This is a genomic window from Pseudogemmobacter sp. TB195 (genome assembly GCF_058313095.1).
In genome coordinates, this window is record NZ_JBZEGG010000008.1 from 91378 (window position 1) to 106055 (window position 14678).

The following is a 14678-nucleotide window of genomic DNA, read 5'->3' on the forward strand; positions in this document are numbered from 1 at the left end:
AAAAATGACCGATACCCCGGCCACCAAAGGCAAACACACCACCTCGATGAACGGCATGACCATCCATTGGCATGACGACAAAATGGAAAGCGTCTACGCCAATATCGGCACCGCCACCGCCAATCGCGAAGAGTTCTATCTGCTGCTCGGCACGCATCAGAACTGGCGCGGCAATGCCGGCGACAACAAGGAAATCGACGTGAACCTGTCGACCCGCGTCGTGCTGAACCCCTATGCGGCCAAGCGCTTCGCCGCGATCCTGACCGGCTCGATCAAGGCCTATGAAGATCAGTTCGGCAAGATCGACATCTGACCATAACTTCCTGAAAGACCGCAGTTTTGCTTGATCAGGCCACATCTGTCTTCGTGACCGGTGCGGGACGCCATGTCCTGCGCATCTTCGGCGAGCCCCCCTCGCCGGAGGAGCGCGCGCTTATGGATGATCTGCTTCAGGAGCGCCCTGCGGCGCGCAAACACGGGCGCGGCATGGTGATCTCTGTGCCGCTGCCGGGCGCGCATTGGTGCATCTGGGTGCTGGAGAGCGTGCCGGCGCTGGCCGGGATCGGGCCGATGCTGGCGCGCGCCCAGGCGATTTCGGGCGGGCTGGCGGGGTATGGCGCGTCGCAGGCGCGCCCCGTCGCTCAAAAGGGGCCGGAACTGGCGGCGCTCGCGCTGGCGCTGAAGGCGCCGGTGAGGCGCGCCGAGAGTGTGGTGCAGTTCCTTGGTGAGCGGCTGGTCGAGGCGGGTGAAGGCTCTGGCCTTGCGATCTTCACCCTGAAAGGCGAGCGGGTCGCGAAGATCTGGGCCTCGGACAGCGGCATTGCGGCGGCCTCGGATCTGATCCGAAACCTTTTGCCCCGGGCCATCGGCGTCGCGGTCAACAACCCCCTGCACTTCGATCTGGGGACGGACGCGCAGGGGGCGCTTGAGGCCGGGCTGATCCTGGAACGGCTGGGCCGTAAAAGCCTGACCCTGCTGCCCCCGGCGCAGTCTGGTGGATATGGCGCGGTGCTGTTTGATACGGAAAGCGCCGATCAGGGCATGGCGCCCGCGATACCGGCGCTGATGCAGCTGATCCACCCGCTGCGGCTGCAGGAAAAGGCGGCGCGCTGGCGCTGGATGAAGCCGCTCGGCTGGGCGGCGGCGGCAATGCTGGCGCTGTTCCTCGCCTGGCCGGTGCCGGAGAGGATCACCCTGACCGGGGTCGCCACGCCCGAGCATTCGGTGATCGCCGCGCTGTCGAGCGATGCCGTGCTGGAGGAGATGCTTGTCCGCGTGGGCGATCAGGTGGGCGAAGGCCAGCCGATGGCCCGCTTCCGCTCCACCATCCTCTCGGAACAGGCGGCGCAGGAGCGGCTGAACATCTCGGTCGAGGAGCTGAACGCCCAGGCCGCGATGGCGAAGAATGATTACGGCGCGGTGCGGTTGCATGAAAGCCGCCGCCAGATCGCCGAGGCGCGGCTGGCCGAGGTGCAGCGGCGGATTGATCAGCTGGTGATCCTGGCGCCGGCGGCGGGGCGGGTGATCTCGGCTTTGCCGCCCCATGCGACCGGCGGCAGCTTCACCACGGGGCGTGAGGTGGCGCAGATCCAGACCGGGTCTGATTTCGTGATGGTGCTGACGCCCTCAACCGGCGATGCGCGCCGACTGACAACCGGCATGAAGGGCAGCGCGATGTTTCGCGGCCTCAGCGATGCGGAATACCGCGTGACGGTGATCTCGCCCCCGGCGCTGGTCAGGAACAGCCAGACCGGCACCGATCATCTGGAACTGATCGCCCGCATTGACCCGGGCGATGACCGCCTGCTTGCCGGCCTGACCGGCTATGCCCGCCTTGAAGGAGAGACCACACCCCGCATCCTGGGCCTGACCCATTACCTGACCGAATATGCAAGGACCACGCTATGGACCTACCTCGGCCTGCGCTTGTGAAGCAGGTGGAGTTGCATCTCTCGGCCGAGGGGCGGGGGTTCAGCTATCTGCTGGTGGACCGTGTCAGCGGTCAGATCCTGCGCCTGAGCCGGGCGGCAGCGGCAGGCTATCGCCGTTTTGCCAATGCTGCGCTCGGCGATGCGGCGGCGCGCGAAGGGCTCGGGCAGGAGGAGGCAAAGCACGGCTTCACCGCCTTGTCCTGGCTCAGACAGATGCGCGAGGGCGCGCGGTTCCAGCGCAAACCCTTCAACCCGATGCAGATGCAGCTGCCTTTATTCGAGGCCGCACCGCTGCAACCACGCCTTCTCCACCTGTCGCGGCTGGCCTTTGGCCTGCCGGGCATCCTGATGCTGGCCGTGCTGGCGCTGATCGTTCTGATGCTGGGCAGCCGGAACGACTGGAAGATCATGGTCGAGTTCCGCGAGGTGTTTTCGATCGAGGCGCTGCTGACCTTCGGCCTTATCGCGCCCTTTCTGAAGCTGATCCATGAATTCGGCCATATCCTTGCTGCCACCGCCTGCGGTGTACGCTTGCGCAAGGCCGGGGTGAATGTGATCGGGCTTTACCCGATTCCCTATGTCGATTGTTCCGAGGCGGATCTGACCGCCAGCCGCCGCCAGCGCATCCTGATCTCGGGCGCGGGGATCCTCACGGATCTTTGCGTGGGCCTCTTGCTGTTCATCGCCTGGCACCTGGTCTGGAGCGATGAACTGCACCAGGTGCTGGGCCGCGCCTTCGTCTTCTCGGTGTTCAGCTCGCTTCTGTTCAACGCCAATCCGCTGATGCGGATGGATGGCTATTTCATTCTGGCGGATCTCCTGAACCACCGGAACCTTGGCACCGATGCCACCACGGCGCTGCGGCGGCTCTGGCGGTCGGGCCTGGGGCTGGCGGCGACGCCGCAACGCTTCCCCATGCGCCATGAGCTGGCGCTGGCGGGGTATGGCCTCGCCTCGATGATCTATCGCTGGGTGATCCTGCTGACACTCGTGTGGAATTTGTTGCCGCGTTATCTGGGGCTTGGCCTGCTGGTCGGCGCGTGGGGCGGCTGGCTGATGCTGGCGGCGCCAACGCTGAACCGGCTGAACACGCCGCCCCCGGCCAATGTCGCACCGCAGGCGGGCGGGCGGCACCGCCGGATGCTGGCGGCGGGCGCGGGGCTTTTGCTGACCGGCGCGCTGTTCATCCCGGTGGCCCCGGTGGCGGTGATTGAGGTCGCGCCGGATGCATTGGGGCGCTATGCGGTCACCGTGAAACAGCCGGGTTTCGTGCGTGAAACCGTGGCCGAGGATGGCCATGTCGCGGCAGGCGCGGTGCTGCTGACGCTTTCAAACCCGGCGAGTGAGGCGCGGGTTTCACTCGCCGCACTTGGCGTGGCCGAGGCCGGGCTTGCCCGCCAGATCGGCACCGCCAGCGGGGCTGCTGGACTGCGGCGGGGCGAGGATCAGGTGATCGCCGCCGAGGCGCAGTATCACCTGGTCGAGGCCGACCGCGCCGCACTGACCCTGACCGCGACCCTGGCCGGCCGCTTCACCGTGACACGCAGGCTGCGGCCGGGCGAGTTCCTGCCCGCCGGCACCGTGATCGGACGGCTTTTGCCCGATACGGCAGAGGTCGTGATGGTCGGCGCGGTGCCCGAGCGGCTGGTCCAGCATTTTGAGCGGGGCCTGAGCCGCGCGACGCTACGTCTGGATGGCCACTATCTGCCGCTGGACCCGGCCATGCTGCATCTGGCCGAAGAACCGCGCCAGGAGGGGCAGCCCGGCCAGCAGGATGGCCGCAGCTTCACCCTGCGCCTGACCGCACCTGTCATGGCGTCGGGCCTTGAGGCGGGCGCGGCGCAACTGCGGCTTTCGTTCGAGACGATCCCGGTCTGGCGCCACGGCGCGCTTTGGGTCGCGGACAAGATCACACAATTCAGGAATGCCGAAATTGCCGAGCGGCGACAACGGCTTGAGAACAATGGCGGGCAGTAGACCCCCGAAAGGATCAGAGGGTAAGATCATGAACAAGGGAGCGATTTCGCTGCTGGCACTGGTGGCAGGCTTCGGGCTTGCGGCCTGCGATGGCATGTCGAACAAGGCCACGCCGGAGCGGCTGGACGGGCTGGTCACCAATGGCGTCGATGGAAAAAAGCGCGAAAAGGCCGAGGGCGCCTTTGACAAGGCTATGGCCCGCGCCAATTCCATCGCCGGTCTGAATGAGGCGCTTGGCGGCGACGCCACCATGAACGCGGGTGCCGTGCCGCTGAACACGCTGCTTGAGGCGGCGCTGGAGCATAACTCTGACCTTGGTCGTGCCGCCCAGGACATCAACCGCGCCGATGCGCAGCGGATGCGGGCGATCTTCGGCTATCTCCCGCAGCTGAGCCTGAACTACACCTCCACGACCGTCGATACGACGGTGGTGTCTTCGGATAACCAGGTGTTTGAGCTTGGCACCGCGAATTACCCGGTGACCACTCTGTATGTCGAAATGCGCCAGCCGCTGATCGATATGAGCCGGATCTATGGCATCAAACTGGGCTCCACCGCCCGCACCGCCGCCGAGGTCCGCTATATCGCCACCGCGCAAAAGGTGCTGTTCGAGACCTTCGACGCCTATCTGGTCGCCAGCCAGAGCAAGGCCAAGATCACCGAGCTGAAGGCGCGCGCCGAAAGCCTGCGGCGGCAGTCGAGTGCGGAAAGCGTGCTGACCGATGCGGGTCTGGCCAATGACACCTCGCGCCGGGCGATCCTGACCGAACAGGCCCGCGCCGAAAGCGATCTCGCCATAGAGACCACCCGCTATGCCGAGGCGCTGAGCCGCCTGTCCTGGCTGACCGGCACTGCGATTTCGGATGTGCAGAAAGTCGATGTGCCGGGCTCGATCATGGGCAGCGAGCGCAATGTCACCGCCGAAGCCGCTAAAGAAGCTGCGCGCAAGAACAACCCGGAGCTTCTGAGCATCGCGATTGGTGTGGTGCAGGCGGATCTGGCGCGCAAACAGGCGATTGCCGCCGATTTCGGCCCGGTGGTCGATCTGTTCATGACGATGGAGACCGAGACGCGCGAGGGCAGCCGCTTTGGCGGCGGTTCGGAAACCGAGGAAACCACCACCGGCGTCCGTGTCACGCTGCCGATCTTCAACGCGCGCGGCGACGGGCTGCGCACGCTGGATGCCAATGTCGATCTGCGCGCCGCCATCGTCGATTTCCACGCCTCGCGTCGCCAGGTCGATACCGAGACGGTGATGGTGCTGGAGCGGATGAAACAGCTTTCGGCCTCGATCGGGCGGCTGGCGCAGGCGGCCTCCAACGCCAATGCCAATGCGAAGACCGAACGTGACCGCGTGGCGACCGGCGAGTCGAATGAGCTGATCCTGGCGGCGCGTGAGCGTCAGTCCAGCGAGATGAAGATGGAACTGGAAGTGCAGCGCATCGAATATCTGCGCGCCTGGGTGAAGCTGCAGCACCTGACCGGAGCGATGAATAAGAATGTTCTGCGCTAAACCTCTGCTGCCGCTCGGCATCGTCTGCGCGCTGCTGCCGGGTCTTGCCCCGGCGCAGGCACAGGACCTGGCACCCGGCCTTGCGTCAATGCCGGTCTCCTGCGCGGTTCGCGCCTTGCGCGAGGTCAGGGTGGCGGCGCCGGTCTCGGGCGTGATCGCCAGCGTGGCGGTGCGGCCCGGCCAGAAAGTGGCTGAGGGCGAGGTGCTTGCACGCTTCGATTCCCAGCTGGCCGAGGCGGAACTCGCACTGGCCGAGGCGCGGGCCAGCGATACTGCGGCGCGCGACAGTGCAACGGCGCGGATCGCGGCGCTGACCTCACGCCTTGCGCGGCTGGAAAAGGCGCTGCGCAGCCGGGCGGTCTCGGAGGCGGAGGTGGAAACTGCGCGCCTCGACCTTGATCTGGCGAAAGGCGAGCTGCTGCGCGCCGAGGCGGAGCTGCGTTTCGCCGGGCTGGAAGCCGCGCGGGTACGGGTTGGCGTCGAGAAAGCCGTGATCCGCAGCCCGGTTGCCGGCACCGTGGGTGAGATGCTGATCGATGCCGGGGAGGCGCCCGACAGCCAGCAGCCAATTGCGGTGATCACGGTCACCGATCCGCTCCGGGTCGAGGCCTGGGTACCATCGTCCGAGGTGCCGGCGTTTCTTGCCATGACCAGCTTCCGCGCCCGGATCGGCGGCACCGAACGCCCGCTCGATTTCGATTATGCCGCGCCGATGGCCGATGTTTCCTCGGGCACCATCTCGGTCTTTTTCACGCTGACGGCCCCGGATCTGCTGCCGGGGCTGGATTGTCAGATCATCACTCCGCCGCACGGCGGTGAAGGAGCGAAGCTATGAGCCGCCACATCCTTTCATCTCTCGCGGCCCTTCTTGCGCTGGCCGCGCCGGCGGCGGCGCAGCAGACCGGCGGCGGGGCAGAAGTGTCCGCCGGGGCGGCCTGGTCCTCGACCAGGGGCGCGATTGTCAGCATCGGGCTGGAGGGGGAGAATATCCTTCAGAGCGGCATCGATCTGGGCCTCGAATATCGCGAAGGCGAGAAGGGCCAGGATGGCCGGCTGCGGCTGCGCTATGTGCATGAGATGGGCAATACAAGCCTGGGCACTGACACGCGGCTGATCCTGTCGGGGCTGCACAGCCGCAGCAACTGGGATGATGATGGCTATGCCACCGCGCGCTCACGCCTTGGGCTGGCGCTCTCGGCGCGGGTTGCGCCTCGGGTCCGGGTGCAGGGCGGCGTGTTCTGGCAGGAAGATGCCATCGACGATATCGAGATCGACACCTCGCCGCTGATCCTTGCCGAACAGGGCCATTCCGACACTGCCGGGATCGAGCTGACGCTGAGCTTCGGTGAGATCGACCACCGCCAGTTGCCCGGTCATGGCCAGATGCTCGACCTGACCTGGACCAATGCTTTCGCGGGCGACCGGCATTTCGACTCGCTGGAGATGAATGCGGTGATCGCCCGCAGGCCGGCCCCCGACTGGGCGCTGAGTCTGCGACTGGGCGGGGGTGCCATCGAGGCCCGGGACGGCCAGAGCCTCTCGATCCATGACCGCGCCTTCCTCGGCGGCAAGGCACCACGCGGCTTTGGTATCGGCGGCGTCGGCCCGCGCGATTACCTTGCGGATGTGACCGACACCGCACTTGGCGGCAGCCGCTATGTCCTCGCCAGTGTCGAGCTGCGTCGTGATATCTCCGAGCGCTTTATGATGGGGGCCTTTGTCGATGCCGGCAGTGTCTGGAAGCTCGACGGTGCACCGGTCGGTGCCGGTGGCCCGGTGGATGACAGCTATGACCTGCGCAGCGCCGCCGGCCTGTCGCTTTACTGGAAGACGGGGCTTGGCATTGTGAATGTCAGCTTCGCCGCGCCGCTGTCGCACCGGGAACATGATAGCCTGAACCGGGTCTCACTGAACCTGATCTCCAGCTTCTGACCGGCGCATCCGGCCGCCCGGAGCCACCGGTTCCGGGCGGCACTGCCGAGGCGGTCCGACTGTTACCCGCCCGCATCACTTTCAAACACGCGCTGTTGCCCGGTGTTTCATTATGTTACTTTATGACAATTGCCCGGTTTTCCCTGAAACTCTATAAAATAAATCATTGCAGCTTTTGTGAGTGGTGTCGGGTTCCGACAGAAAACAGGAACAGATGCAGCCACTGCCTGCACGGTCTGATCCGAGCACGCGGAGAGCCATCATGAAAACTGAATCATCGTCAGAGCTGGCAGAGCGGATCCTGGACTGGCTGGAGCATTACGCCAGCACTCCGGGCCCGGCTTCTGGTCCGGGCGATGACGCTTTGTTTTTGCTATTGGCGACGCTGAAAAGCGATCTGCAATATGTCAGCAACATGGCAAAGCCGCCGCCGCCCTCGCGTCGGCGACCGGGCTTTTCGCCTTTGGCTGTATCACGCTGACGAAATCGGGCTTCGCCTGAAGCAGGGGAAGCGCTTCAGGCGGCGGCCTTATCATGGATACAAGAATGACCAGGCGATTTTTCACATGTCATTGCGGGCATAAAGTCCGCTTTTTGTCCGTGCATTGCGGCCTCTGCTGGGCCCCGACGCCGTTGCGCAACAGAGGCTGGGTCTGGATCGGCAGCGGGCTTCTGGTGACGGCCGCCCTGCTGGGGTTACTGATGTCTCTGGTGGTCTGAGGCATCCCTGTGTCAGGCCCTTCCAGAAGCGAGGGCATGACACCGGAAATCCGGCTCAGGTGATGATGATAGGTTCAAGCAGACGAATACCCCCGCCGCGAATGATCTGGACCGGCAGTTCCGTGCCCGCCGATCTGATTTTGATCCGCAGCCGGCTGATCGCCACATCAAGTTTGCGGCTTTCGACCGGCACAAAATCTTCCTCATAGATGCTTTGCAGGCTGTTGCGGCTGATAATCTTGCCGACCTGGCCCGCCATCTGCTCCAGCAGGAGTGACTCCTTGCCGGAGACCGCCAGCGTCGCGCCATTTGGGCAATGCAGCGCCTGACGCGCCCGGTCCAGTACCCAGCCGCCGGTCTTCGCCGCAGGCAAGTCCGGCTCCGGGGCGGTATCGGGCAGCGGAAGAACCGTCTCAGACCTGTCCTGTGGCTGGCTCGTCACTCCGCGCATCCGGCGCACCCGCAGCCCCAGATTCCACGCCGCGAGCGCCAGTTCCTCACTGTCGACCGGCTTCGTCAGATAAAGATCGGCCCCGGTCTCATAGCCCCTGACGCGGTCCTGCCGGCTGCCCCGCGCAGTCAGCACGATAATGCCGGCATCGCCTTTTGCGGCCATGAACCGCGCCAGATCAAAGCCGCTGACATCAGGCAGGTTGACGTCCAGAATGACCACGTCATAACGATTTTGCTGCAGGGCCGCGAAGAAGGCCGCCCCCGTTGCCGCCTCATCCACCACGAAATTGCAGAGGCTCAGATACTCTGCCAGGCCACGCCGGAGATCCTCATTGTCCTCTACGAGAACTACCCTCTGCCGCGGAGAGTCAGGGTTTCTTGGCATCAGGAGCAGGCCTCATTCATATGTCTCAGACCCGTCTGCGGGACGGGGCGGGAAACGTGCGGTTCGGGGCGTGGGGAAAAGGAAAGCACCTGGCCGCAGAATGGCAGCCGCACTGAAGCACATGGAATGGTCTGGGTCTGTTAACACATTCCGGGCCTGTGCCGGTAGGTGGTTAGGCACCGTTCTGGTGATCTTTTTAATCTTTGTATCTGCAGGCACCGCCGGTGCCGACATGGTTCCGGGCGCGCCGCTCTCGCTGGAGGGCCGCGTCGCCATGCTGCGCGACAGCACCGGTCAGATGAGCCTGACCGACGTGCTGGAGCGCCAGGACAGCTTCGTCCCGACAAAGCCCACCGCAAGCTTCGGCTATACCAGCGACGCGATCTGGCTCAGGCTGGAGATCACTGCGAAAGAGCGCAAACGTGCGGTGCTGAGCCTGCAGCCGAACTATCTCGATCTGGTGGATTTCTACATTGCCGAAGAGCGCGGCGGCCTGCGCGCCACCGATTTTGCGCTGTGGAAAGGCGGCGATCACCGGCCGTTTCAGGAGGACGGGATTTCCGGCCTGATGGATGCGGTCCGACTTGATCTGAAGCCGGATCGCGCGACGGTCGTACTGATCCGCATTGAAAACCGCAATTCCTCCACCCAGGTCGATCTGCGACTTCACCCTGAGCAGAATCATCTCATTTTCGTCACCACATCGGCCCTGATCTACGGGCTGTGGTTTGGCGGCATGGCGATCATGGTGATGATCCAGTTCGTATTTCTTTATTATGATCGCAAGCCGCAATATTTCTGGCTGGCGATGGCGACATTCGGCGTCTCGATGATATATTTCGGCAATCTCGGGATCAGCCGGGTCTATCTCTTCCCGGGGGACGGCCGTGCCAATGATTTCTTCATCGGATTCAATGCCTGGATCGGGATGACGATCAGCGTGGTGTCCTGCATAAGTATTATGGATATTATGCGGAAGAATATTTTTCTGCGCATCGCCTATGCCATTCCGGCGATGCTTGGTCTGGTCGGAGGTTTATTCTCTGCGCTCGGTATGAACCTCGTCTTTGGTCCGATCGGATCGCTCGCTGCCTTGGCAATCGCCATCCTGAATATGTGCGTGGCAATCTACTATCGTAACGAAGATGGTTTTGCCGGCAAGATGCGGGCCACCGCCTATTCTTTGACCGGGATAGGCGTTTCAATGGCGCTGATGCAAAGATTAGGCGCGCCTTTGCTGCCGAATTTCGTTATGCACGCCTATGGAATTGCCGTTCTCGGCCAGATGCTGCTGTTGACCGGCGCAATGGCGGTGCGGATGCGCGATATGGAATCCCGCAACCGCATGATCCGACAGCGCGAGCTGGAAAGCGCGAAAACGGCCGAGAAGAAGGCGGCAGATCTGGTCGAGGAACGGACAGAAGAGCTTGCCTCCGCAAAGCAAGTGGCGGAGGAGGCTCTGCAGGCCGAACTGGAAAGCCAGCGCCAGAAGATCAGTTTTTTTGAGGCGGTATCGCATCAGTATCGTACCCCTCTGGCAGTCATCCGTGCAACAGTAGACGCGATCGGTATCTCGCTTCCCACTGAGGATGATATCAACAAAGAACGTATAACCCGCGTGCGTCGCGCCATATCCCGGCTTGTCGATATTCTTGAGGTGAACCTTGTCCGAAGTCGCGTCCAGGGCGCGTCTTTCCAGGCAGAGCTCGAAGCACATTCTGTCAGAAATCTGATCGCCGCCGGTACCGGCCGCGCAATGGAACTGATGCCAAATGCGCAGTTGGAACTGATTATAGAGCCAGATACAGAAGATGCCCTTATTATGGCCGATCTGGAAATGTTCGAAATCGCCCTCGTCAGCGTGATTGAAAATTCCACCAAATATGCCTCAGATGAACGCAGCTCTGAAATAGCGCTGACGGCTGGACTGGAGGGCGATGAAATCGTCATCAGCATCAAAGACAACGGCGTCGGAATACCCGAAGACGAGATTCCCAGAATATTTGGAAACGGCTATCGTGGCCGCAGCACGATAAATATCGACGGCTCCGGCCTTGGACTGTTCCTGGTCGACCGGATCATCGCATCCCACTCCGGCACAGTCACGGCAGAGAGTAAGGTGGGAACCGGCACGACCTTAAGCTTCCGCCTGCCACAGGCGCCGTCAGTCTGAGCCGGAGCTTTGGGGAATTTCTTGCGCAATGTAGGTGTTCAGATGAGGTATTCGGCCGGCTTCCCATCCAGGCTCCAGACTCATTGACTTTAGAGCCAGAAGAGGACGGTTGCGGCGAGTGCTATGGCCGAGGGAAAGACGATGGGGCACCTGGCTTCTCTTGTCGCAACCCGCCGCCAATCCTTGAGCCTGCCGAACATGATCTCAATGCGGTTGCGGCGTTTATAGCGGCGTTTGTCGTGCCCGATGGCTTTCTTTCTGCCCTTCCTGCCGGGGATGCATGCCTTTATCCCTTTGACTTTTAACGCATCTCTGAACCAGTCAGCATCGTATCCCCGGTCGGCCAGCATCCACTCTGCCTGCGGCAGGCTGCGCAGCATGGCAGCGGCTCCGGTAGAGTCGCTGACGGGGCCTGCGGTGATGAACATGCTGATCGGGCGGCCCTGAGCATCGGCGAAGGCATGAAGCTTCGTGTTCATCCCACCCTTCGTGCGCCCGATCAGCCTGCCGCGCCCAGCTTTTTTAACCGCAGGCTGGAGGCCTTGCGATGCGCTTTCAGATACTTGCGCAGGCTCACTCGAACGCATGGCGTTCGCCTGCTCACTTCGATCATAATCGTCTTCTCGTCAGCAGCCTCGGCGGCCAGGCCGGTCATGAAACGGGTGAACACACCCATCCGGCTCCAGCGATTCCATCGGTTGTAGAGGGTCTTGGGCGGGCCGTATTCACGGGCTGCGTCACACCAGCGCAAGCCATTGCGATTGATAAAGATTATGCCACTCAGCACACGGCGATCATCGACGCGCGGCTTACCATGGCTCTTGGGAAAGAACGGCTCAAGCCGCGCCATCTGCGCGTCTGTCAGCCAGAAAAGATTGCTCATCAGAAGGGCCTCCTGGCGCCTCCTGAATCATCGAACAAGGCGATATTCAATGGGTCCTGACCCTGGCAACCTCATCGACCCGGTCACGCCAGCGGTCGAGATACCATTCCATCTCCTCCCGCCCTCCGGCGCGGAACCGCACGGTCAACGACCCGTCCTCCAGCCTTTCCGAACTCTGCTTTGGATGGAACATGCAGCTGCGCGCCTCGTCGCGTGCCTTGGCTGGTAGCCTTCAACCCGATCACAGGAGCCGTGAGTGTTGCAGCACATCCATGAAAAAGCCCGCATTTCTGCGAGCCTTTTGCCTTTCTGTCCTGCATCCGTCGTTCAGCCGCGCGGTTTGCCGTAGATGTCGAAATCGAAATATTTGTCGGCAATCTCATCATAGGTGCCATTGTCGAGAATGGCTTTGAGCCCGGTGTTGAATTTTTCGATATTCTCGTCGCCTTTACGGAAGGCAGCACCGATGCTCAGCGGCGGATAGGTCTCATCTTCAACCACTGCGAGAGCTTTGAAACCGGCCCCATCAGCTGAGCCGAGAAAGGCGAGCGAGCCCATCCGGCCCGCGAGGACGACATCGACACGCCCGGCGACCAGATCGGCCAGCAATTCATCCTGCGCCTGATAGACCTTGATCTCAGCCTGGCCATCAAATTTGCGATTCAGATATTCCTCATGAGCGCTGCCAGTCTGCACGCCCAGCAGGGTGCTTTTCATGATATCGGCATCATTCGGATCAAACTTCATATCCTTCTGGCCGATATAGATCGCGTTGGAGGAATAATAGGGGTCTGAGAAGTCAACCACTTCCAGCCGCTTCGGCGTGATGCTCATCGAGGCGATGATCATATCGATCTTTTTGGTTTCCAGCGCGGGAATGATGCCATTCCAGGCCACCGGCTCAATGACGCAATCCAGTGCGGCAGCGGCACAGACCGCTGTTACCAACTCAACCTCAAACCCATGAAAGGAGCCGTCCGCTTCCTGCCAGCTCATGGGTTTATAGGGGGCGGAATCCATCCCGACTTTCAGCTGCTGGGCCATAGCCGGCGCGGCAAAGGCCAGCATCGCGGCAAGGGTAAGTGCCGTTTTTTTCATTGGTGTTTTCTCCATGTTGGTCGTTCGTTTCTTGTTAAAACCGTTTAAGCCCCTGAAATTGCGCAGAGGAACATGCCCGCCCTTACCTTTTCGCCAGGTTGAAACGCCTCTCGACGAGGCCAAGCGCCTGCACGACCAGGAAGGTCAGAACCAGATAGATGCCGGCGATGAACAACAAAGGCTCATAGGTCAGCAAAGTGTCGTGGCGCGCCTGGACAACAATCGCATACATCTCGGGCACCGTGACTGTGGCGATCAGGGGAATTGCCTTCAGCTGCAAAACCGTTTCGCCCGCGAGGGTGGGCAGGGCCTGGCGCAGGGCCAGCGGCAGCCAGATACGGCGAAAGATCCTGGCCTTTGACATGCCGAAGGCCTGGCCCGCCTCGATTTCACCGCGGCCGACTCCGGCGAAAGCACCGCGCATGATCTCGCCCGAATAGGCAGCGTAGTTCAGCGACAGGGCCAGAACCGCAAAAGGCCAGGCCTCGCGCACATGGGGCCAGAAAATGGTTTCACGGATGCCCGGAATTTGGGTGATCATCGCTCCAACGCCGAAATAGAACAGCCAGAGCTGCATCAGGAGCGGCGTCCCCCGGAACGTCGTGCAATAGGCGACGGAAAGCCAGCGCAGTGGCCCGCGCGACACCACCTGCGCCAGCCCCAGTGGCAGCGCCAGCAGGAAGCCGAACACAACCGATGCGGCCCAGATCGCGATGGTGATTTTAAAGCCGTTCCAGAACTTTGGCAGATATTGGGGCAGCCAGTCCCACTGGAGTCCCGTCACAATCGCGTAAAGAATGGCCAGCCCGATCGCGATATAGATGACGCGGTAAAGGGGCAAAGCGGCGCGCAACCCGCGTCTGGATGAAAAGGCAAGCTCGCTCATCTGTGTTTCACCGTGCCGCGGCTGTAGCGCGCCTCAAGCTGATTGAAGACGACCCGCGAAATCAGCGTTATCGTCAGATAGAGGGCCGAGGCCGCAAGAAAGAAGGTCATGTAATGTTTGGTGCTGCCCGCCGCCTGTTTGGCCACCAGAGCAAGTTCCGAAAAACCGACCACCGACAGGAGTGCGGTCTCTTTGGTGGCAATGACCCAAAGGTTTGAAAGGCCTGGCAGGGCACGTGGCACCAGAAGGGGCAGCGTCACGCGACGGAAGGCCGTCCATTTCGCCATGCCATAGGCTGAGGCGGCCTCGTGACAGCCGGTCGGAATGGCCTGGATCGCTCCCCTGATCACCTCGGTGCTATAGGCGCCTTGCACGGTTGCGATCACCATCACGCCTGCCATGGCGCCATTGACGTTGATCGGGCCAAGGCCAAAGTGGCCAGCCAGGGCGTTCAGACCCGCCGTCCCCGCATAAAAGAGGATCAGGATCAGGATCAGCTCCGGCACGGCCCTGATCAGCGTTGTGTAGATAGCCAGCAATTCTTTCAGCCAGGGAGGTCCGTAAACCTTGCCCATTGCGCCGCCAATGCCGATCAGCTGGCCCAAAAGATACCCCCCCAGGGCGATCTGCACGGTCTTGAGCGCACCCCAGAGCAGCGCGCCGCCCCAGCCGGGGGAGTCCCAGGCGAGAAGGCTCCAATCGGTGATATTCAGAAGATCCATCAGCC

General features: G+C 62.3%; 14 protein-coding genes. 8 read left to right on the forward strand and 6 right to left on the reverse strand.

All coding sequences use genetic code 11. The features are described 5' to 3' along the window. Window positions 1-4 precede the first annotated feature (4 nt). The 7 genes from AC4FS3_RS10050 (at window position 5) to AC4FS3_RS10080 (ending at window position 7834) form a co-directional block, all read left to right on the forward strand. Complete coding sequence (locus AC4FS3_RS10050; RefSeq protein ID WP_143040590.1) at window positions 5-313, forward strand: DUF3467 domain-containing protein; 309 nt, start codon at window positions 5-7, stop codon at window positions 311-313. A 122-nt stretch (window positions 314-435) separates the two neighbouring features. Continuing rightward, window positions 436-1932, forward strand: coding sequence for an efflux RND transporter periplasmic adaptor subunit (locus AC4FS3_RS10055; protein WP_491020453.1), 1497 nt, complete (start codon window positions 436-438; stop codon window positions 1930-1932). Beyond that, a complete protein-coding gene (locus AC4FS3_RS10060; protein WP_491020454.1) occupies window positions 1905-3908 on the forward strand; it encodes a site-2 protease family protein in 2004 nt (667 codons plus the stop codon). The genes AC4FS3_RS10055 and AC4FS3_RS10060 overlap by 28 nt, the downstream gene beginning before the upstream one ends. 28 nt (window positions 3909-3936) lie before the next feature. Beyond that, on the forward strand, window positions 3937-5421 hold the full coding sequence (locus AC4FS3_RS10065) for a TolC family protein (protein WP_491020455.1): 1485 nt from the start codon (window positions 3937-3939) through the stop codon (window positions 5419-5421). Continuing rightward, window positions 5408-6256 carry an efflux RND transporter periplasmic adaptor subunit gene (locus tag AC4FS3_RS10070; protein WP_491020456.1) on the forward strand — a complete coding sequence of 283 codons (849 nt, stop codon included), beginning with the start codon at window positions 5408-5410 and terminating at the stop codon, window positions 6254-6256. The genes AC4FS3_RS10065 and AC4FS3_RS10070 overlap by 14 nt, the downstream gene beginning before the upstream one ends. Further along, complete coding sequence (locus tag AC4FS3_RS10075) at window positions 6253-7353, forward strand: BamA/TamA family outer membrane protein (RefSeq protein WP_491020457.1); 1101 nt, start codon at window positions 6253-6255, stop codon at window positions 7351-7353. The genes AC4FS3_RS10070 and AC4FS3_RS10075 overlap by 4 nt, the downstream gene beginning before the upstream one ends. 262 nt (window positions 7354-7615) lie before the next feature. Then, window positions 7616-7834 carry a hypothetical protein gene (locus AC4FS3_RS10080; protein ID WP_491020458.1) on the forward strand — a complete coding sequence of 73 codons (219 nt, stop codon included), beginning with the start codon at window positions 7616-7618 and terminating at the stop codon, window positions 7832-7834. 294 nt (window positions 7835-8128) lie between these two features. Here AC4FS3_RS10080 and AC4FS3_RS10085 read toward each other — a convergent pair whose 3' ends face one another. Then, window positions 8129-8911 carry a response regulator transcription factor gene (locus tag AC4FS3_RS10085; RefSeq protein ID WP_491020459.1) on the reverse strand — a complete coding sequence of 261 codons (783 nt, stop codon included), beginning with the start codon at window positions 8909-8911 and terminating at the stop codon, window positions 8129-8131. Window positions 8912-9011: 100 nt separating this feature from the next. On the opposite strand from AC4FS3_RS10085, the gene AC4FS3_RS10090 reads away from it, so the two are divergent. Beyond that, window positions 9012-11084, forward strand: a complete 2073-nt coding sequence (locus tag AC4FS3_RS10090; protein ID WP_491020460.1) for a sensor histidine kinase — start codon at window positions 9012-9014, stop codon at window positions 11082-11084. Between the two features lie 89 nt (window positions 11085-11173). Here the strand turns inward: AC4FS3_RS10090 and AC4FS3_RS10095 are convergent. The 5 genes from AC4FS3_RS10095 to AC4FS3_RS10115 form a co-directional block, all read right to left on the reverse strand. After that, a protein-coding gene (locus AC4FS3_RS10095; protein ID WP_491020461.1) for an IS5 family transposase occupies window positions 11174-11967 on the reverse strand; the annotation gives its coding sequence in 2 pieces (ribosomal slippage) (window positions 11174-11610 and window positions 11610-11967; 795 coding nt in all). Between the two features lie 46 nt (window positions 11968-12013). Beyond that, window positions 12014-12160: a hypothetical protein gene (locus AC4FS3_RS10100; protein ID WP_491020462.1), complete on the reverse strand. Its 147-nt coding sequence runs from the start codon at window positions 12158-12160 to the stop codon at window positions 12014-12016. A 134-nt stretch (window positions 12161-12294) separates the two neighbouring features. Then, window positions 12295-13065, reverse strand: coding sequence for a transporter substrate-binding domain-containing protein (locus tag AC4FS3_RS10105; protein ID WP_283180157.1), 771 nt, complete (start codon window positions 13063-13065; stop codon window positions 12295-12297). Window positions 13066-13147: 82 nt separating this feature from the next. Next, window positions 13148-13951: an ABC transporter permease gene (locus tag AC4FS3_RS10110; protein WP_491020463.1), complete on the reverse strand. Its 804-nt coding sequence runs from the start codon at window positions 13949-13951 to the stop codon at window positions 13148-13150. Next, complete coding sequence (locus tag AC4FS3_RS10115) at window positions 13948-14673, reverse strand: ABC transporter permease (protein ID WP_491020464.1); 726 nt, start codon at window positions 14671-14673, stop codon at window positions 13948-13950. The genes AC4FS3_RS10110 and AC4FS3_RS10115 overlap by 4 nt, the downstream gene beginning before the upstream one ends. Between the last annotated feature and the right edge of the window lie 5 nt (window positions 14674-14678).